At 47.6% G+C, this 19019-nt stretch carries 17 protein-coding genes; 15 read left to right on the forward strand and 2 right to left on the reverse strand.

Annotated elements, in window-relative coordinates:
- Positions 1–92 precede the first annotated feature (92 nt).
- The 7 genes from BJP58_RS25185 (at position 93) to BJP58_RS25215 (ending at position 7307) form a co-directional block, all read left to right on the forward strand.
- Positions 93–821: an AAA family ATPase gene (locus BJP58_RS25185; protein ID WP_233354756.1), complete on the forward strand. Its 729-nt coding sequence runs from the start codon at positions 93–95 to the stop codon at positions 819–821.
- A 216-nt stretch (positions 822–1037) separates the two neighbouring features.
- Positions 1038–1619: a TetR/AcrR family transcriptional regulator gene (locus BJP58_RS25190; RefSeq protein WP_194541049.1), complete on the forward strand. Its 582-nt coding sequence runs from the start codon at positions 1038–1040 to the stop codon at positions 1617–1619.
- 39 nt (positions 1620–1658) lie between these two features.
- Positions 1659–2948: a cytosine permease gene (locus BJP58_RS25195; protein ID WP_194541050.1), complete on the forward strand. Its 1290-nt coding sequence runs from the start codon at positions 1659–1661 to the stop codon at positions 2946–2948.
- Between the two features lie 4 nt (positions 2949–2952).
- Positions 2953–4068, forward strand: coding sequence for an S-methyl thiohydantoin desulfurase family protein (locus tag BJP58_RS25200; RefSeq protein ID WP_194541051.1), 1116 nt, complete (start codon positions 2953–2955; stop codon positions 4066–4068).
- A complete protein-coding gene (locus tag BJP58_RS25205; protein WP_194541052.1) occupies positions 4065–5642 on the forward strand; it encodes an ROK family protein in 1578 nt (525 codons plus the stop codon). The genes BJP58_RS25200 and BJP58_RS25205 overlap by 4 nt, the downstream gene beginning before the upstream one ends.
- A gap of 298 nt (positions 5643–5940) precedes the next feature.
- Positions 5941–6093: a hypothetical protein gene (locus tag BJP58_RS25210; RefSeq protein WP_194541053.1), complete on the forward strand. Its 153-nt coding sequence runs from the start codon at positions 5941–5943 to the stop codon at positions 6091–6093.
- 38 nt (positions 6094–6131) lie between these two features.
- Positions 6132–7307 (forward strand): DUF4317 domain-containing protein, encoded by a 1176-nt coding sequence (locus BJP58_RS25215; RefSeq protein WP_194541054.1) that lies wholly within the window; start codon positions 6132–6134, stop codon positions 7305–7307.
- Between the two features lie 289 nt (positions 7308–7596).
- Here the strand turns inward: BJP58_RS25215 and BJP58_RS25220 are convergent, their stop codons facing one another.
- Complete coding sequence (locus tag BJP58_RS25220) at positions 7597–8358, reverse strand: MBL fold metallo-hydrolase (RefSeq protein WP_194541055.1); 762 nt, start codon at positions 8356–8358, stop codon at positions 7597–7599.
- 187 nt (positions 8359–8545) lie between these two features.
- Here BJP58_RS25220 and BJP58_RS25225 point away from each other — a divergent pair, with 187 nt between their 5' ends.
- The 3 genes from BJP58_RS25225 to BJP58_RS25235 all read left to right on the forward strand — a co-directional run bounded on the left by BJP58_RS25225 (position 8546) and on the right by BJP58_RS25235 (position 12372).
- Positions 8546–8995: an Lrp/AsnC family transcriptional regulator gene (locus BJP58_RS25225; protein WP_194541056.1), complete on the forward strand. Its 450-nt coding sequence runs from the start codon at positions 8546–8548 to the stop codon at positions 8993–8995.
- A gap of 345 nt (positions 8996–9340) precedes the next feature.
- Positions 9341–10045: an ABC transporter ATP-binding protein gene (locus BJP58_RS25230; protein WP_194541057.1), complete on the forward strand. Its 705-nt coding sequence runs from the start codon at positions 9341–9343 to the stop codon at positions 10043–10045.
- Positions 10045–12372 carry an ABC transporter permease gene (locus BJP58_RS25235; RefSeq protein ID WP_194541058.1) on the forward strand — a complete coding sequence of 776 codons (2328 nt, stop codon included), beginning with the start codon at positions 10045–10047 and terminating at the stop codon, positions 12370–12372. Before BJP58_RS25230 ends, BJP58_RS25235 begins: the two co-directional genes overlap by 1 nt.
- A 261-nt stretch (positions 12373–12633) precedes the next feature.
- Here BJP58_RS25235 and BJP58_RS25240 read toward each other — a convergent pair whose 3' ends face one another.
- Entirely contained in the window at positions 12634–13299 is a 666-nt protein-coding gene (locus BJP58_RS25240; protein WP_194541059.1) for a hypothetical protein, read from the reverse strand.
- Positions 13300–13622: 323 nt separating this feature from the next.
- Here BJP58_RS25240 and BJP58_RS25245 point away from each other — a divergent pair, with 323 nt between their 5' ends.
- From BJP58_RS25245 to BJP58_RS25265, 5 genes are all read left to right on the forward strand, one after another.
- On the forward strand, positions 13623–13991 hold the full coding sequence (locus tag BJP58_RS25245) for a BlaI/MecI/CopY family transcriptional regulator (protein WP_194541060.1): 369 nt from the start codon (positions 13623–13625) through the stop codon (positions 13989–13991).
- Between the two features lies 1 nt (position 13992).
- Complete coding sequence (locus BJP58_RS25250) at positions 13993–15093, forward strand: M56 family metallopeptidase (protein WP_194541061.1); 1101 nt, start codon at positions 13993–13995, stop codon at positions 15091–15093.
- 299 nt (positions 15094–15392) lie between these two features.
- Positions 15393–15872, forward strand: coding sequence for an RNA polymerase sigma factor (locus BJP58_RS25255; RefSeq protein WP_194541062.1), 480 nt, complete (start codon positions 15393–15395; stop codon positions 15870–15872).
- Between the two features lie 169 nt (positions 15873–16041).
- Positions 16042–17073, forward strand: coding sequence for a Gfo/Idh/MocA family protein (locus BJP58_RS25260; RefSeq protein WP_194541063.1), 1032 nt, complete (start codon positions 16042–16044; stop codon positions 17071–17073).
- 698 nt (positions 17074–17771) lie between these two features.
- On the forward strand, positions 17772–19013 hold the full coding sequence (locus tag BJP58_RS25265; RefSeq protein WP_194541064.1) for a WXG100 family type VII secretion target: 1242 nt from the start codon (positions 17772–17774) through the stop codon (positions 19011–19013).
- Positions 19014–19019 lie beyond the last annotated feature (6 nt).

Consider the following 19019-nt stretch of genomic DNA (forward strand, 5'->3'; position numbering starts at 1 on the left):
GAGCAAGGGCGATGCTATATTTAAGTAACTTCAAACTCTCTCCATACATTTCCAGCAACCCGAATATATATCCCGATCATGTATTCAGACACATGGCAGGGGAAGTTCTGCTGTTTGATCGAATCACGGTATTATACGGCAGTAATGGCTCCGGCAAATCCACCTTGCTGAATCTGATCGCCAACAAATTGGGGATTGCGGGCGCTGAGCGAATGACAAGTTATGGTCACAACGTGTACGCGCAGCGGTTTATCGAGGAGAGCAGCTATCAACTCGGGCATGATGAACAGGAGCGTCCCATATATAAGCTTCCCGACGGGAGCCGGTACATCAAGTCAGAGGATCTATTGTATGAAATCAAGAAGATACAGCAGGAAAACGTGCTTCGCGAGGGGCTGCTGCATGAGCAGCTCGTTCAGGGAAAGAGCAAGGCCGAGGTAGAAGAGCTGGAGCAGTCGTATGAATTCAAGAAGAAGATGGATATCATTCAATTCGCTCAGGAGAAGTATTCGAACGGGGAAAGCTCGATGCAGTTTTTTGAGGAATATTTGCTTCCCGGGAAACTGTATTTATTGGATGAACCGGAAACGTCGCTTTCTCCGGCGAATCAAATCAAACTGGCCGAGCAAATGAACGATCTGGCGCGTTATTTTGACAGTCAATTCATTATTGCTACGCACTCCCCCTTTGTTCTGGGCACGCTTCATGCGAAGATCTACAATCTCGATGCCAAGATTTTGCAAACTGCAGAATGGTTTGAACTGGACAATGTCCAATTCTTTTACCGATTTTTTCATAAACATCAAAGATTGTTTGAATGAATGGTTCATGTTTTCAGAAGAGGTATCCTTCGAGTAAGGATATCTCTTTTTGTGGTATGAGGATTTTATCCACCTTAGTACATGGTCCCGCTTGAATGCTAAACGTATAAAGATTGGAAGATCATTTGGCAGAGTAATCAAATGGATTGATTTTTATGCAGAAAGTTGTATAATCTACTTAATTAACGTTAATTAATTGGTGAAAAGGGGATGAACATGACCAGAACGAAGCTGAAAGAAGCTGCGCTGAGGTTATTCGGACAGAAGGGCTACGACGGAACGGCATTATCGGAAATCGCGAAGGAGGTCGGCGTCAAGACACCGGCAATCTACGCCTTTTTCGAGAGCAAGGAAGATCTGTTCATGACGGTCTTCGAAGAATCGATGAGCGCTTACAACGAATATATCCAAGCGATGGCAGAAACCAGCAAAGGAATGAGTACGGAGAAAAAACTGCATGCGCTGCTGCTTCGCCAATACGATTTCCACCGGGACAAGCAGGAGCTTGCTGCATTTGCGTTCCGATACTTAATTTTTCCGCCGGATTTCTTGCTGGAACGGATGCAGGAGGCGTTTGGGCGTTTCGATACGCTGTTGAGCAGCATTATCGGCGAGATCATGCAGGAAGGTCTGGATCGCGGCGAATTGGCCATCGTCCCGATGGAGACGCTGGTGGATTCGTACCTCACCTTGATGGACGGGCTGGGCATGCAATATTACTACTATAAATCGCCGGAGCTGTTCGAACGGAAACTGAAACATGCCTTTGAGATGTTCTGGAGATCTGTCGAAGCTTAAGGCAATCAACAAGATGGTACAGAAAGCAGAGGGTGGAACATGAGCAATGATACGAAAATAGAAGATTACGAACGGGAGCCCGTACCCCAGCATTTGCGGAAATCGTGGCTCTCGATGGCATTTGTCTGGATTGCGATCGGCATTGACCTGTCCGCGATGTTTTTGGGTGCGCAGCTCGGCGCTGGCATGAGCATCGGCGACTCGTTTACGGCGGTCATCGTCGGTTCAGCCATATTGGGCATAATCGGGGCTGTCTGCGCATATGTGGGAGCCAAAACGGGCCTGTCGACGGCCATGATCAGCCGGTTTCTGTTCGGGAACCAAGGAGCACTAATCGTCTCGGTCATTCTCGGCATTTCATCGCTGGGCTGGTTCGGCGTTCAGGTCGGCTTCTTCGCTTCCAACTTCCAGACGGCGTTAAGCGAGCTATGGGGTTGGCATTGGTCGCTCTGGGTACTGTCGATCATTGGCGGACTTCTCATGATGTCCACGGCGATCTGGGGCTACAGGGCGATTGAAAAATTAAGCGTCTGGTCTGTACCGCTGCTCGTTGTGTTTATTATTATCGCGCTGGTCATGGCGCTTAACGGGGAAGGCGGAAGCACCGTCTGGTCACCGTTCGAGGGTGAGGCCCTGCCGATGGGGACGGCGATATCGTTGGTCATCGGTATCTTTATTCTTGGAACGGCGCTGTCCCCTGACATCGCGCGCTGGGCCAAAACGCCAAAGCATGCGGTTACCGCCGCGTTTATCGGTTTCTTTGTCGGCAACAGCTTCATGACCATCATTGCGATCTTCCTGTCGCGTGCGATGGATTCCGACGATCTGACGGGCATTCTTCTGACGCTCGGACTGGGTATTCCGGCGATTATCGTGCTGACACTGGCACAATGGACGACCAATACGAACAATTTATATTCCGCGGGGCTGGGTTTCTCCGTCGTCTTCAAACGGGTGCCTAAATCCGTGATCACGATTATTGCAGGGTTGATTGCGACGGCACTTGCTTGCTTTGGCATTTATGACCGTTTCATGACGTTCCTGACGTACATTACGATGCTTGTTGCACCGCTGGGCGGCATATATACGGCTGAGTATTTGTTGGTGAACAAAAATAAATTCTCGTTTGACGGGCTGGACAGCAATCGGAGCTGGATTCCCCGCTCCATCGTCGTATGGGTCATCGCCACGTTCTTCGGGTTCATGACAACGATGGCCCCGGATGGGCTCGGATGGTTCCATGTGACGCAGGTTCCGGCGCTGGACAGCTTCTTGATGGCATTTATCGTACAAGCAATCATAGGCAAATGGGTAGTAAAGAAGGGATGAAAGCATGAACAAGGCAACCAGATTAACCTCATTGGACGAACAAGCCATTGAATATATCGCGATAGGAGCTGCGGTGCTTGGCACGGGCGGCGGTGGAGATCCTCATGTCGGAAAATTGATGGCCATGGAGGCGATCCGCAAGTATGGCCCGGTTCGAATCGCCACTCTCGAAGAGCTGGACGATGAAGGGCTTATCGTGCCGGTATCGATGATCGGAGCACCGACGGTGATGCTGGAGAAAATCCCTTCGGCAGAACAGCTGACGAAACCGCTTGATCTGATGGAGAGAGAGCTTGGGCGCAAGGTGGATGCTGTCATGCCGATCGAGGTCGGCGGCGGCAACTCGCTCGTTCCGGTCATTGCGGCGGCGCAGCGCGGAATTCCGCTCGTCGATGCCGATGCGATGGGGCGTGCGTTTCCCGAATCGCAGATGGTGACGTTCCATCTGGAAGGCATCCCGTGCAGCCCGGTGGCGATGGCGGACGAGCGCGGCAACAGCGCGCTGATGCATACGATTGACGGCGTGTGGGAAGAACGGATGGCGCGTGCGCTGACGGTGGAGATGGGGGGATCTGCCTCCATCTGCGATTATCCGGTATCCGGCGCGCAGGCGAAGCGGAGCGCGATCGGCGGGACGCTGACGCTCGCCTATGAGATCGGGCGGACGCTGTTCGAAGCGAAGCAGCAGAAGCTGAATCCTGTGCGTGAGCTGCTCACGAAGCTGAACGGCCATGCCCTGTTCCATGGCAAGGCCGTGGATATCCGTCGCCGCATGGACGGCGGTTTTACGCGCGGTGAAGCCGTATTCGAAGGTACCGGCGAGAACAAGGGAAAAACGATGCGGCTGTTTTTCCAGAATGAGTTCCTGCTCGCCACCGTTGACGATCAACCGCTCGCCATTACGCCTGATCTGATTACGCTGCTGGATCAGGATACGGGTATGCCGGTAACGACGGAGAACTTGAAGTATGGTGCCCGGGTAACGGCAGCAGGTTTGCCGTGCGATGACAAATGGCGCACGCCGAAAGGCATCGAGACGGCCGGGCCGAGATACTTCGGTTATGACTTTGATTATGTGCCGATCGAGACGTTGGCTTCGAAAGGAGGTGCGGCGAAATGACCCAGGTAACTACGACTGACACAAACCAGGTTTACCGTATTGGGATTGACGTAGGGGGAACGAATACGGACGCCGCCCTGCTGGACTCCGACTTGCGCTGCGTGCACAAGGTGAAGGTCCACACGACGGCCGACGTGAACGAAGGCATTGTGGAGGCCGTGCGTCGGCTGCTGCAGGAGAGCGGCGTGAATGGAGCAGACATTCGCTATGCGATGCTCGGCACCACGCATTGCACCAATGCCATCGTGGAGCGCAAGCATCTTGGCCGGGTCGGCCTGATTCGCATCGGCGCTCCGGCAACGACAGCCGTTCCGCCGCTCGCTGGCTGGGACGAATCGTTGCGCGCGGCAGTTGGGCCGCATAGCTATGTCGCCTCTGGCGGCTATGAGTATGACGGCCGCAAGATCGCGAATCTGGACGAAGAGGAGATCGCCGAACTGTGCCGCCGGATGAGCGGAGAAGTTGATGCCGTGGCGATATGCGGCGTATTTGCCCCAGTGAATCGTGAGCAGGAGAAGCGCGTTGGAGACATCGTGCGCGAGGTGTTGGGTTCGGACATGCCGGTTACCTACTCCAGCGAGATCGGCAGCATCGGATTGCTGGAGCGGGAGAATGCCTCCGTGCTGAACGCGGCGCTGCTGCAGGTCATTGCGGGCGTGGTGCGCGGCTTCGAGGAAGCGCTGAACGGGTTCGGTATCCATGCCCAGCTGTACATTTGCCAGAATGACGGCACGTTGATGAAGAGCGAATATGCGCTTCGATACCCGATTCTGACGATTGCGTGTGGACCGACGAATTCGATTCGGGGCGCGGCGCATTTATCCGGGCTGAGCGACGCGCTGGTCGTCGATATCGGCGGCACGACGACGGATATCGGCGTGCTCGTGCAAGGCTTCCCGCGCCAGTCGTCGGCAGCGGTGGATATCGGCGGCATTCGCACGAATTTCCGGATGCCGGACATTTTGTCCATTGGCCTCGGCGGCGGGACGATCGTCCGGCTGGACGACGCAGGCGGCGTGACGGTTGGCCCGGACAGCGTGGGCTACAAGCTGACGACACGGGCCCGCATCTTTGGCGGAGATACGCTGACGACGACGGACGTAGCCGTAAAGCTGGGCCGTGCCGTATGGCCGGGCACCAACGCGGATGCCGTGGACGAAGCTGTATGCGGTAAGGTGGATGCCGTCATGCAGCAGATTCTGGAGGATGCCATAGACCGGATGAAAACGAGTGCCGACCCGGTCGATGTCATTCTGATCGGCGGCGGCAGTCTGTTGGTACCGGATACGCTGGCCGGGGCAAGCCGAATCATCCGGCCGGACAACTATGATGCGGCGAACGCGATCGGCGCAGCGCTGGGAGAGGTTAGCGGCGAGTCCGAGCGGATCTATTCGCTGGACGACTGGAGTTATGACGACGTCATCCGCGATGCGAAGGAAAGCGCCATGAACGAGGCAACGGCAGCTGGCGCGAATCCGCAGACCGTACAGATTGTGTCCGTCGAGGACATTCCGATTGCGTATTTGCCAGGCAATGCGCTGCTTGTGAAAGTGAAAGCTGCGGGTAAGCTGTAACGGGCTAGGCATGCGCCTAGCTCGGCAGCATTAGCGACCACATGAGGAGTGTGTGATAGCCATCGGGGGTCCATTTAATGGTGCTCGGCGGCGAATGGCATTAAACAGAGTAACATGAAATGGTGGTACGGAACGAATCCCGTATCGCCATTTTTTTATTTCCGAGAGCATGACCTTCCCTGATGAACTTGGTGCAAGAAAAGCAGGGAACCACCCTTAGAGCGATAATCAACCGGCTTGTCTTCCTTTTTTGATATTTTCCATAATTCTGCGTGTCCGGAAAAAGGAAAATCACACAATGAAGTCAGATGTTTATTTCAAGGAAATGTCCTCGACTCGGGTATTCAAATATGCAACAATAGAGGATCAGGGCCGCAGGAGAATGGACCCAAGGCGCAGCAAGGCAATCCGCAAGATCGCTTACCAATTTACGATCAATAATTTATACTAGATAAGCCAGATTATATTGAAGGAGCTGCCGAATCGGATATGAACAAAAAAGAAGTCGCCAATATACGCAAGCAATTTAAGCTGGATCACGATTTAATGAATATTTACGATATTCTCAATGTCTATATTACAAAGGAAACGAATGAAATCTACCACTGGGAGCGCCTGCCGTTCGAGCTGGTGGATCGGGAGAAGCAAGAGTTATACATGGGGAATTTCAAAAAACTGCTGACCGGCGAACTGGATCAAAAATTGTTCGAATTGAGGTTTCAGGAAGCAGCGGAGGAACCGGCGCAGGTCATGCTTCACCAAGCTCTTGTGTCGGGTGATCCGGAAGAATGGCAGGACTTGATGCTGATGCTGGTGGATCGAATGCTGAAGGATGCCCAATATGAGCGGGATATGGTGGTCACGTTCGTTCGGGGACAGTATTATTTGCCGACCAAGGCGAGAAACGATGAAGCGGAGGAGAGCGAGAAGAACGAGGTGTTCGCCCATCCGTTCATTTTATGCAGCGTGAATTCTACGGAGAAACAACGGAAGACGCTTTTGTTCGATTATGTGGAGCGGGAGTTCAAGTACAATGTCATTGTAGATCCGATTATCAAGTTAAGTACGCCGGAGCAAGGATTCCTGTACCCTAGCGTGACGGACAATTATTCGGATGTGAATCGTATTTTGTATTGTACGGGAAAATCGAATTTTCCGGATCCGCATTTTGTCGAACAGGTCTTGAACGGGGAAAGATCCGTGACGGCACTAGAAGAGCGAGCGATTTTCGAAGATATCGTCAAGGAAGTGGCCGGCGAACAGCTCGATTCAGCCACCATTGCCCAGGTGTACGAGGAAATCAACCGGGTGATCGAAATGAACGAAGAGACGAAGGAGGAAGAACCTCCGAAGCTGGATTATAAAGATCTCGAGCGTGTACTGACCGCAAGCGGCGTAGAGGACGTGACGACCGAGAAGGTGGAGCGGGCATTCGAAACCATCGTGGACAATAAGAACTATGAGATGAAAGCAACCAGCGTCATGCCGAAGTATACTTCCAAATCTATTAAGATCGAAACCAAGGTAGCTACGATTTCGATTAGCCCGCAGGATTTAAGGTATGTCAAACAGGTGAATTTCCAAGGTAAACGCTGCATCATGATTGAAGTCGACGAAGATGTCGCGATTGAAGGGTTTACGCTGGCTTCAGAGACGCTTTTATAGACTCGTTCATCGTACAAGCTTCGGCGCGGTGCCGGAAACCTGAGACTATATAGGTATGCCATAAGTAAAAGAGGCTTGTGTTGCAATTTCGGATGGGAAGCATAAGAGTCATGTAGGCGTTGTTAACCTATATGGCTCTTTTTGTGTTAAGCATGCTGCGGGAGAAGCGGCGATAAAGACCATAATGTCTGAACCCGCTTTTGTGGTTAAAAAGCATGTTTTGGCAAGAAAAAAGACCCTAGAGGCTCTTAGGGTCTTGTAGGAACTTTGGCTTTAATCCATCGATACACTAAAACGTGTAGGATTCCCCGTCATTTGGAATCAAAACATTAGAGGAGATTCCTTTTTCGTTAGTAAAGATATTTAATTCTTCCCTCGATAATGTCCAATGATTAACTGCTTCCATATGGACAGATATAATTTTCGCCTCAGGGGCGGCTTTATAAACATGGTAGATATCCTCTTTCCCCATTACTAGAGATCCGCCTTGAAGGAATTGATTATCTCCCCCATTTACAACAATGATTTCCGGTTTGTGTGTTTCGATGGCTTCCCCAACAGCTTCATACCAAACCGTATCTCCAGCAATATACAATGTTTTCTCGTTAGGGTGCTTAAAGACAACACCGCACACATGTCCGGCAAGTTGTAATATTTCTCCTCTGCCGTGTTCGCCTTTAGTTTTAACTAATCGAATATCTCCAAAGGCTGAATTTTCTTGCAGCACTTCTACATTTTGAAAACCGGCGTTTCTGACTTCTGCTGCGTCTTCTTCGTTTTGTACAAACATTTTAATATCTTTTGGCAGCGCCTCTTTAGCCGTATCGTCCCAATGGTCTAAATGTAGATGAGTGACTATCACAGCATCCAAGTTGCTGATAATATGGTCAACCGAGGTTGGCAAGCCAACCAAAGGATTGTTTCGATCTTGGCGTAACGAATTAGGGAAAGGCGGATACGCATCTTTTTCTCCCAAAAAAGGGTCGATTAAAAACTTCTTCCCTGCATATTGGACAACAAGTGTCGCATTTCGAATGAGTTGTATTTTCATGGCAATAGACTCCTTTTTTGATTTGGATATAGTTTACTCAGCGGCCAAGTAACCAATACAGGTTCCCTTTGTCCACTTTGGGATAAGGGTTACTGTATAGTAAAATGATAAAGGACATCTTGAATTTAATCGATGCTTCGATGAAACGCTTTTACATCAAATCATTTCACGGTGAAAGGATTATGGTATGCAACTTGATCAAACGGATTATCAGATCCTTCGGTTACTAACCGAAAATTCAAGGATTCAATGGAAAGACTTAGGGAAACAAATTCATATGACTGGACAAGCAGTAGGCAATCGTATCAAAAAACTTGAGGAAAGCGGTGTAATTACAGCCTATTCCCTAATCATCGATGAAATGAGATTAGGGCTTGCTTATACAGCATTTGTTATTATTCATATGAAAACAGCAAATCACGATTCGTTTATTCGTTTTATTATGGATCAAAATGAGATAGTTGAAGCACATCGAATTTCGGGAGAAGGCTGTTACCATTTAACGATAAAAGTTTCATCCCAAGATCAACTGAACCTTTTTCTTAATAAACTTCTCGATTATGGGAATTACAGCTTGAATCTGTCCATACAAAAAATCAAACAACGCAGTACGTTGACCGCCGCACCAAATGAATAGCAAAAGCTTCATTCGAGGATGCCGTCATCGAAGGCTTTACGCTTACTACAGAGAATAAAAGGATTGTGTTGCAATTTCAGATAGGAAGTACAAGAGTCATGTAGGTGTTGTTCACCTATATGACTCTTTTTGTGTTCATGATGCGAAGCGGGAGAAGCGGCGACAAAGACCCTTCTGAAGACCGATACGTAAATACATCGGCTGCAGGAAGAAATATCCATGAGGCTAGATATGATGGATATAGAATGTAACTTGCGGTTAGTGAGAAGCGGTAGTTTCTTCACAAGTGACCGGGAATGGCAGGCAACCCATTTCTGGAAATTCCAATACGGGGAGATGTAAGAAGTGACAACGTTAATCGAATTCAAAAACGTAACCAAGGCTTATCCAATCGGCGAAGTGACGATTCAAGCCCTTGCGGGTGTTGACTTCTCCATATTAGAGGGGGAATTCGTCGTGATCCTAGGGGCCAGCGGGGCGGGGAAAAGCACGATTTTGAACATTCTCGGCGGGATGGATACCGCTACCTCGGGACAAGTGTTTGTGGGGGATCAAGAGATTACGGGATGGAGCGAGAAGAGATTAACCGAATACCGCGGCGAGCAGGTTGGCTTCGTCTTTCAATTCTATAACCTGATTCCGAATTTGAATGCGCTGGAGAACGTGGAATTTGCGACAGAGGTATGTAAGGACCATCTGGACGCCCGTGATATTTTACATAAGGTTGGACTAACAGATCGGATGAAGAACTTCCCTTCCCAGCTCTCTGGCGGCGAACAGCAAAGAGTTGCGATCGCAAGAGCGGTTGCCAAGAATCCCGCGCTGCTCCTCTGCGACGAACCCACCGGTGCTCTGGATTATGTGACAGGGAAATCGGTCTTAAAGCTGCTTCAAGATTTGAACCGGGAAACGAAGACCTGCGTCGTGCTGGTCACCCATAATTCGGCCATCGCGCCCATGGCGGATAAAGTGATCCGCGTCAAGAGCGGGAAGATCGAGAGCATCACGATCAATGAGCACAAACAAAGCGTTGAAGGGATCGAGTGGTGATGAAGGTTTTAGCGTTGAAATTATTAAGGGACATGAGACAGTCGGTAGGACAATTCATAGCCATTGTATTGGTTATTGCGGTGGGAGCCTTTTTCTACACGGGGCTGGTTACCTTAAGTGACAATCTTAGCGGCTATACGAAGGGGTATTTTCAAGAACATAATCTAAGCGACTTGAACGTTTATTACAGTCAAATTTCCGCTGAGGATGTGGCCGGTTTTCGAGACATCGAAGGCATTCATCATATCGAAGGGCGTTATAGCGTCCAGGCCGAACAGGCTTTTGAAGATGATAAAGCCTTATTAACGGTGCATTCGATCCCTGTACCTAATGCAATCAACACATCCAGGATGATGGAGGGCAGGATGCCAGCAGGGCCGAATGAGATCCTGTTGGACTCCCACTATGCCGAGGCACATCATTACCGTGTAGGTGATACCATCAGCCTCCGTGTGAATGACAAGGACATGACGTTCACGATTAGCGGCTTGAATGAAAATGTGGAGCATGCCAAGAAGAACGAAACCCAGGACCATCAAGCTTATGGAATCGCTTATATCCCCGAAGAGACCATACCTGAAATCGCAGGCAGCATGTTCTACAATGAGATCCTGATTGATGCCAAGGACGGTTACGATATGGACCAGTTAGGCCAAGCCATTGAAGCACATTCCCAGTCCCTCCCTTATATAAGCCAGGTCAGTAAAGAACGGACCTTCAACTATTCCCAGACCCAGCAGACGATTCATAATAATAAGCTGATGAGCAGGGTGATCCCGATCGTTCTCTTTTTGATTGAAGCGGTGATTCTGTTTCTGATCATGTCGAGGATTATCGATTCCCAGCGAAATCAAGTGGGCATTATGAAGGCATTAGGGGTGAAAAAAAGAAGCATCATGCTGCATTACATGGGCTACCCTGTGCTGGCAGGCGTCATCGGCTCCATCTTGGGCTATGCCATCGCCGCCGCTCTATTCATTCCACTCATTACAACGTCGATTGGAAGAAGCTACTCCCTGCCTGACCTGACATTCACCCTCTCGTTCTTTACGCTCCTACCTCCGATGATCTGCTCCAGTGCGTTTGGCATGCTGTCCTGCTATTTCAGCGGCAGAGCGATCCTACAAGAACGTGCTGCCCAGGCGATGCGTCCGAAACCGCCCAAGAAGATGAAGAAGCTGCTCATCGAGCAAGTTCCGGGCATGTGGAGCCGGCTTCCCTACAGCTACAAGATCATTCTACGAAATATATTCCTAAATAAACAAAAAGCATTCGCAAGCTCCGTTGGCGTTGTGGTCAGTACGGTTTTGTTGATCACGGCTTTTGGCACGCAGACGGCCCTGCTCAAGGTAGCCGGCCAGATTGAAGAGGTGAATACGTATGATTTACGAGTCGATTATGCGATAGGATCGTTCCCCGATATGGCAGCACTGCCGTCCGGCATAGCAGAACGTTATGGGTTGTCCACCTACCCTGTGGAACTCATCCGAGGGGAAAACAAAGAAAACGCTACGCTGGTGGTTACGGAGCAGGATAATGAGCTGATTCGCTTTTATGATGAACAAGGCAACCGGCTATCGTTAGAGGATCATGGCGTGCTGGTACCGAAATCTTACGCGGATCAATATCATATTGCTGAAGGGGATACAATCCAGCTTCAATTCACGGCACCGGAGCTTAACCAAACCATCGTCGATATGAAGGTTCTGGATATCTCCACACAATACTCGAATCCATCGTTCTACAGCACACCGAATTATATGAAGAGTGTGGGTATCGACTACGATCCTTCTTCTCTGTTAGTGAGCGTCCATAGCGCTGCCGATCTGGCGGGCGTTCGCAGCTTCTTCGAACAGGACCCGCAGGTGGAGGCCATTGTGGACAAGGATGATCTCAAGAAATCTGCGCAATATATGCTGAAGCAAAACAGCTTTATTTTCATCATGTTTATCATCTGTGCCGTCATTCTGTCCTTCGGCGCCATCTATACGATCTCTTCCATCAATATTTATGAAAGGAATCGTGAGCTTGCCACCCTGAAGGTATTAGGCTATCCCAAACGTAAAATCAACCGGCTGATCTTCTCTGAGAACATGCTGTTAACCGCTTTTGCGGTCATTGTTGCCCTGCCGATCAGCTGTTATGTTTATTCCATCATTATCAAGGCGCTTTCGAGTACGCATCAGCAAATTCCCGATCAATTAAACCTTGTGATTATGCTGGCGTCGGTTGCGCTGGCATTCTTCCTGACCCTTCTCTCCAACCTTATGCTGCGGAAGAAAGTGACGCGGATTCATATGATCGAGTCGTTGAAGGGGGTGGAGTGAATGGAATGCCTGCAAGAAGTACTGAGTACCCCAGACCCAAAAAATATCGGTAGTAAGGTATAAAATTAAGGGATTGGTAGAGCGTCAGCATTTATTGATGACTAGAGAAAGCGCCATGCCTGTTTTCATGAGGCGTGGCGCTTTAATAATCTTTTAGCAGCGATAAGTTTAAGAATGACATCCCCAATAATCATCGCTTTAGTAGAAATAACTACTTTGGGTGAAGCATCATCTCTACCAGCAATGAGATCTTATGGGGGATTAACCATCAACTACACTCATTTGCGCATATCCGGTTGTGCTGTAGGTACTCGCACGAGCTCCATAAGCAGTGTTACGTTTAGGGTTCGTAAGATATATTTTTCCGCCTTGCTTAACGTTATTTACATAACCGAGGTCTGCGCCAGTGTCAATATTCGTGAATCCGCCATTATAGCTTGTCCCTGGCAAAGAGTCAGCTGTCATTGTAACTCTGCTGGCGCTGGTGAAAAAGGTGTAAAACGGCAGTGTCGCTGAAGAATCGGATGGTTCAAATAGATAGACAAACCCTACATAATTCGCGGCTAGGATCTGAAAATCATAAGCTGTCAGCTTAGCTAACTGTTGTTTGCGCACGTCCTCTTTCAATCTAGGAACGTCCCAGTCCGGAAACAGGTCGGAAAATTCAGGAAGTTCTTCAATGGTTCCATCCGGCAGCTCATACGCAACCTGGCCATCAACGGTCCAAGAAGTGCTGTAAATGATAGAATTCCTTGCGTCCAAGATTTCATCCTTCCATTCCTCGGGCGCTACGTCAATATCCTGATACGCAAGTTCCTGTTGTGACAGGGAGTTGTAGTCCTGTTGATCATTCGCAAAAGCAAGGCTAGGTGTGAGTAGAAGGAGAAGAGTCAGTACCGATAAAAATAAGAGAGCGTTCTTTTTCATAGCCGATAGCCTCCATTCTAAAATTGGGAATTTGGATTTCAAAGTGCTGTATTATCAAGTGAAGTATTATGCTGTTCCACGTGAAGATCTATGTTTACGTTAATTGTCCAACGGAATCACCTCCAATTCATGAAGTGTTACATTGTAGCTTTCATTACATATATGTTCTAATGCATCGATCTGGGGACAAGTTTCTTCAATTATTCAATAGCATGTTTATATCAATCCAGATTTTATCTTGATTGTTTAGGTTTGACATGTATATAAGACAAATGTAGAATCTTAGGTAGACAATTGTCTTAAAGGAGTTGATCCATAGAACGATGAAAAAGCTGCCTGATGCGGAGTTTGATATTATGAAAGTGGTTTGGGCCAATGATCCACCTGTAACGACCCATATTATTATGCAACAGCTTGGAAACGAAAGGGGATGGAAAGCGCAGACGGTCATTTCCCTAATGTTACGGCTGATGGAACGAGGTTTCATTCGAACTGAGAAAAAGGGAAGAGAGCGTATTTATTTTCCGCTCATTAGCAAGGAGGACTACCTGAAATTTGAAACAGGTGACTTTATGGAGCGTTTTCATGCGAACTCCTTCTTCAGCCTGGTTGCTACGCTGTATGCCGGTAATAAGGTAAAGGACAGCGACCTAGACCAACTGGAAAAGTGGCTGAAAGAAAAGAGGGAGTGATATGCAGGGATTTTTAGTAACCCTGATTCAATGCTCTGTTTCGATGTCGTTGATAACGCTTATGTATACGGCAGTACGGCCCATTTTATCAAAACGATATGCCGCAAAGTGGATGTATAAGGTTTGGCTGCTGATTGCGGCAGGCTGGATAATTCCCTTTCGTCCACAGATCGACCCGTTAATTTTCCATGTGCCTATACCGGATATTCCTGTAGCTTTTGCCCAATCAATGTCGTTCATGGCTGTAAGGGATATGGAGAACAATTGGGCAACAATCCCTTTGTGGTGGTTGCTTGCAGCAATTTGGGGATGTGGCGTTGTAAGCATTGTATTGTATCATGCTCTGCGGCATGGTCGCTTCATAAAGACGATACGCCGATGGAGTGAGCCTGTTCTCGATGTGAAGGTTTTGGGAATTTTGGACCGTGTGAGATCGGAACTGAGGATAAACAAACCTGTAGGGTTAAGCGTGTGTGAGAGTATTACAAATCCAATGCTCGTTGGCTTTTTCAGGCCTGTCATTTTACTTCCGCCTATGGAACTCTCAGACGATGTATTGTCACTGATTCTAAAGCATGAGTTGATTCATTACAAACGGCACGACCTCTGGTATAAGGCCATGATTCTGATGGCAACCGCGTTTCATTGGTTTAATCCGGTTGTCTATATTATGGCAAAAGCGGCTGCGAAACAATGTGAAATTTCCTGTGATGCATTGGTTTTACAGAATGCAGATCATCAACGGCGAATGCAATACGGGGAAACAATTATTGCTGTCGTCAGGAATGGAGCGAAGGTCCAAACAGGATTATCAAGTAATTTTTATGGAGGGAAAAAAGACTTGAAAAATCGGATATCTTTAATTATGGACCCGAAAGGGAAGAAGGCGGGCATTTTACTCTTTTGTTTGGCTCTGGTGGGGATTCTATGGACCGGCTCCGCGCTGACCGATGAAGCTAATGCAGATGACCCGCAAACATCTATTGCTACTGAGACTGTTACTTGGTATTATGATAGCGATAGTCATATTGATAACGAAGTAACCCGCCTCAAGGAGTCGCTGCGCCGCTACGCAAATAATTTAGACTCAAGTCATAAATAAAGAGAAGGCAACTTTTTTGAACTGATTACCGTAAAGTAAACCGTCATTTAAAACCATCTTCAGCAACCTGAGTCCAGTTTCGTTCGGACTTAGGTTGCTTTCATTTTTTCCTTTCGCCACCGCTTCATTCCCCATCCTGCTTTTCTTGATGTCCCCAGCCTTTTTTCAAATTTTGAAGAAATTGTTAAATTGCCCCTTTTAACCCGCTTATCGAGTAAACCATAAATACCAAATATTATGAAATTATATAAAATAATCCCTTAATTGGAGAATTGGTATGCGGGGAAGGTGGTGAGAGGATGGTTCTAAATGATGATCAACGACGTGTTATTAAAGCATTATATTTAGAAATGTATTTTTTATTGTTTTCATATGCACAAAACATGTTGAGCGACCGTTCACTGGCTGAAGAAGCCGTTCAGGACACATTTAGAATTGCGTGTGCTAAAGCCGACAATCTTTTATATAGCCCCAATCCGAAAGGTTGGCTATTAAATACGCTAAAGTATGTTATTAAAAACAAAGCTCGCAGTCGGGCGTACCTCATTAATTCCTTAAAGTTAGATGAAAACATGATCCCTGGGGATCTTGATGTACTCGATATTGATTTTATGTACTCTGACTTAACCAATAGTGAGGACTATAAATTACTTAAAAAGATTGCTCTGGATAAGTACTCGATGTTGGAGGCGGCTAAAGAGATGAGGATTTCTGTGGAGGCTTGTAAAAAACGAGTTCAACGAGCGAAGAAGAAAATGAAAAAGGTTTTAAAAAAATGATTTAAACAACTACCAACATACAAAAAAAGTGTTGTGTGCTTTAAGCTAAAGAAATAACGGAACAGTAACGTTCTGTATATCTCAGTGTACGGGCTGCAGCACCTTGATCTATATTAGGGGACGTGTATGCAATGGCAAAATTCAATCGCGAATGGAATAGGAGAACAGGATGATGAAACAAAAAATAGCCGTCATCGGCTTAGGGCATATGGGCCGGCATATGATTCACCGCTTACTGCCCCAATATACGGAGAAGATCGAATTGGTCGCCATTTGCGACAGTGATGAATCCAGTCTGCACCGGGAAGTCGCAGAAGCTGGGATTCGTCCAAGGCTGTACACCGACTATCGCCAGCTGCTGGATGAGGTGACGCTTGACCTGGTGTATATCGCGGTTCCGCCGTCCTTGCATTACGATGTGGCCCAGATCGCATTCGAGAAAGGCATTCATATCTTCTGCGAGAAGCCGCTGGCCAATAGCTTGACCGAAGCCCGGAGTCTGGTGGAGCTGGCCGAGAAAGCCGATGTGCTCCATGCGGTTCATTTCTCGCTTCCGCTCGATCCGGCCGTTTTGAAGCTGCGGGGATTGCTAGAGGAGCAAGCGATTGGCGGGATCCAAAACATGGATCTGTACCTGGAGTTTCCGCAGTGGCCGAGGGCCTGGCAGCAGAATCCTTGGATCACGTCAAGGCAGCAGGGCGGATATCTGCTGGAGGTTGGCATTCACTGGATCCAGATGATCCAGCAGGTGTTCGGGCCGATTACGCATGTGAAGAGCGAGATCGAGTTTCCGTCGGATACGAATCAGTCCGAAAGCCGAGTCCAGGCGGTTCTGAGATTACATAATGATATCGAGATTCGCCTGTCGGGAACCGACCAACGGGAAGGGGAGGAGCGTGTCTCCCTGGTGGTCCATGGTGAAGAAGGTACCTTGGCATTGGAGAACTGGTGCAACCTGTACCGAAGCGGCAAGAATACCGATTTGCTGCCTGTATCTGTGGACGACGTCGTCAGCCCGCTGCCGATCCTGAAACAAATCATTCAGATTTTGAACGGAGAGTCCGGCCAGATCTATGATTTCCACGACGGGTATAACGCGCAGGTTGTTTTGGAAGCTCTGCGTAATCCGGGTGAGGGCTTTGCGGATGTAAGGCCGCAATTGATGGGGGACGAAACGGAAGGGTTTATTGTAACGACCTGATGGGTGAATGTTCTGTACGGTGCATGTGGAAATTATGGCGAGTTGGTAAGAAAGTAATACAGGTTGAAATCACTACGCGTTGAGGTGATCCATGGTGTTCGTGCAACTTAGCAGTTTCATCACGCTCGGCCTGTAGAGGATGACATAACCATCTTGGCTCCTTTGCAGGCTGGGCCTTTTCCCAAGGGGCGTGATGGAATGAAAAGCAAAGGCAACAATCGTACTCGTTCGTATTACCGTCATCATCGACGGAGAGTGATCCGGCGTAAGAGCAGGCTTGCTAAACAGCATGGTTGGCATGCCAAGTTTACAGGTGAGTTTGCTAAGGGGAAGATTCATTGCTCTTGTTATTATTGCAGAATGAAATCGAGAGAAATCGGATGGCCGAAGTCTGATCTTGTAAAACTTGCACGTATGAATGAGTTTAGTAGTTTGGAGTAGAGTGTTAGGTTGAATTTGGGAAAGGCCGTAGATGGTAACGTCTACGGTTTTTTGTTTTGCTCAACTATGTTTTTATGGCGAATCTGCTTATTATTAATTTCAAAGGTCGAAGAGAAAAATTGCTTTCTTTCTAGCTAACATATCCTTGAAAAGCTAATAATGACCTAGGTAATAGTTTTATGGTTAAATAGGAGTAACTACATATATTGGAAATAAGTGATTAGTAAAAATTAATTAAACGATTGATGAGGGGAACTATGACCACAATTAAAGTTACTCCAGACCATCTACAAGAGGTATCCAAGCGATTTTTTAATGCCAAATTAGTAATTGAAAACATGAATGCTCACTTGATATCGCAAATGTCATTTATGGTAGCGAATTGGGAAGGAACTACAAAACATCGCTTTTATCATGATTTTCAAACAGCTAAAAGGAACATGGAAAATTTCGTGTTGTTAACTGGTTCTATTTCACAGCGATTAAATGAGCATGCTGAAAAGTTTAGATTAGCAGATGAGTCTCAAAGCGGCTCCATGGATTCAAGGTGTTTGCCACCTCCTCCAAACTCTTGTGCAGCTCCCGCTCCAGACACGCGGAATGCTCTTGAGAAGTCCGGAGACAGCTTAAAACAACTAGGCAGCGATATCAAGTCCGGCTTTGATGAGCGTTACGAGAAGAAGTTTGATTCATTTTGGACATTTCTAGACTTTGCCTCTGCAGGTATCCCAAAAGGGGCATACCAAGCTTATGTAGAGAGAGCAAATAATATGTTTGACTCTCCGAACGATTTTTTAAATGGTATGACTTTTGGTGTACATGGTACCATCAGAGAAGCCATATTTCCCACGAATGCTTGGTCGACTGAACATATGGCCAACATTATTGGAACAGCTGGTCTAATAAGTGGGGGAATAACTACTAAGGCAATCATAAAACCTAAGACTGTAATGGAAGGCTCAATTAAATTCGAAGGAGCCAGTGAATTAAGACAAATCTCTTCGGATGGGTTGAGAAATGAAATCCCATTAACAGAGATTCAACAGAAAGAACTCATGAATTACACCAAATCCCTAGGCTTTCCGGAAGAAAATATTTTTATAAGTAAGCCTGGATTTTATGATGAATGGAACACAGGAATGATGTATGATCGGTTTATCATAAATACAGATGTACTACCTGCGGAGCATACGGGAATAGGTACCCTCAGTGCGAATTCCCGAGTAACAGGCAGAGCTACAGTGGCCCATGAGATCGTCGGTCACTATGAGGCTTACCAAGCGGGAAGAGCATTTGAACTATACGGACTGGATGCAGACACATTTAAAGTGAATTTCGCTCTTGACGAAGCTCAGGCTAGTATTAGAGCGGCTAGGTTTGCACCTGAATTGACATCGACGGAAAGAATAACTCTGCTAAGGGACGCAATTACTAGATTGCATCATGGAGGTTTGAAGTGGCGAGACGTAAAAGATAAATTATACATTGATGAAAGATAAGGAGTG

The organism is Paenibacillus sp. JZ16 (assembly GCF_015326965.1).
In the GTDB taxonomy this organism is placed as follows: Bacteria; Bacillota; Bacilli; order Paenibacillales; family Paenibacillaceae; genus Paenibacillus_AQ.

What these genes read in the sequence shown, in the direction of transcription:
- BJP58_RS25185 (WP_233354756.1), top strand. Translation starts at nt 93, where the DNA reads ATGGCAGGGGAAGTTCTGCTGTTTGATCGAATCACGGTATTATACGGC.
- BJP58_RS25190 (WP_194541049.1), top strand. Translation starts at nt 1,038, where the DNA reads ATGACCAGAACGAAGCTGAAAGAAGCTGCGCTGAGGTTATTCGGACAG.
- BJP58_RS25195 (WP_194541050.1), top strand. Translation starts at nt 1,659, where the DNA reads ATGAGCAATGATACGAAAATAGAAGATTACGAACGGGAGCCCGTACCC.
- BJP58_RS25200 (WP_194541051.1), top strand. Translation starts at nt 2,953, where the DNA reads ATGAACAAGGCAACCAGATTAACCTCATTGGACGAACAAGCCATTGAA.
- BJP58_RS25205 (WP_194541052.1), top strand. Translation starts at nt 4,065, where the DNA reads ATGACCCAGGTAACTACGACTGACACAAACCAGGTTTACCGTATTGGG.
- BJP58_RS25210 (WP_194541053.1), top strand. Translation starts at nt 5,941, where the DNA reads ATGAAGTCAGATGTTTATTTCAAGGAAATGTCCTCGACTCGGGTATTC.
- BJP58_RS25215 (WP_194541054.1), top strand. Translation starts at nt 6,132, where the DNA reads ATGAACAAAAAAGAAGTCGCCAATATACGCAAGCAATTTAAGCTGGAT.
- BJP58_RS25220 (WP_194541055.1), bottom strand. Translation starts at nt 8,358, where the DNA reads ATGAAAATACAACTCATTCGAAATGCGACACTTGTTGTCCAATATGCA.
- BJP58_RS25225 (WP_194541056.1), top strand. Translation starts at nt 8,546, where the DNA reads ATGCAACTTGATCAAACGGATTATCAGATCCTTCGGTTACTAACCGAA.
- BJP58_RS25235 (WP_194541058.1), top strand. Translation starts at nt 10,045, where the DNA reads ATGAAGGTTTTAGCGTTGAAATTATTAAGGGACATGAGACAGTCGGTA.
- BJP58_RS25240 (WP_194541059.1), bottom strand. Translation starts at nt 13,299, where the DNA reads ATGAAAAAGAACGCTCTCTTATTTTTATCGGTACTGACTCTTCTCCTT.
- BJP58_RS25245 (WP_194541060.1), top strand. Translation starts at nt 13,623, where the DNA reads ATGAAAAAGCTGCCTGATGCGGAGTTTGATATTATGAAAGTGGTTTGG.
- BJP58_RS25250 (WP_194541061.1), top strand. Translation starts at nt 13,993, where the DNA reads ATGCAGGGATTTTTAGTAACCCTGATTCAATGCTCTGTTTCGATGTCG.
- BJP58_RS25255 (WP_194541062.1), top strand. Translation starts at nt 15,393, where the DNA reads ATGGTTCTAAATGATGATCAACGACGTGTTATTAAAGCATTATATTTA.
- BJP58_RS25260 (WP_194541063.1), top strand. Translation starts at nt 16,042, where the DNA reads ATGATGAAACAAAAAATAGCCGTCATCGGCTTAGGGCATATGGGCCGG.
- BJP58_RS25265 (WP_194541064.1), top strand. Translation starts at nt 17,772, where the DNA reads ATGACCACAATTAAAGTTACTCCAGACCATCTACAAGAGGTATCCAAG.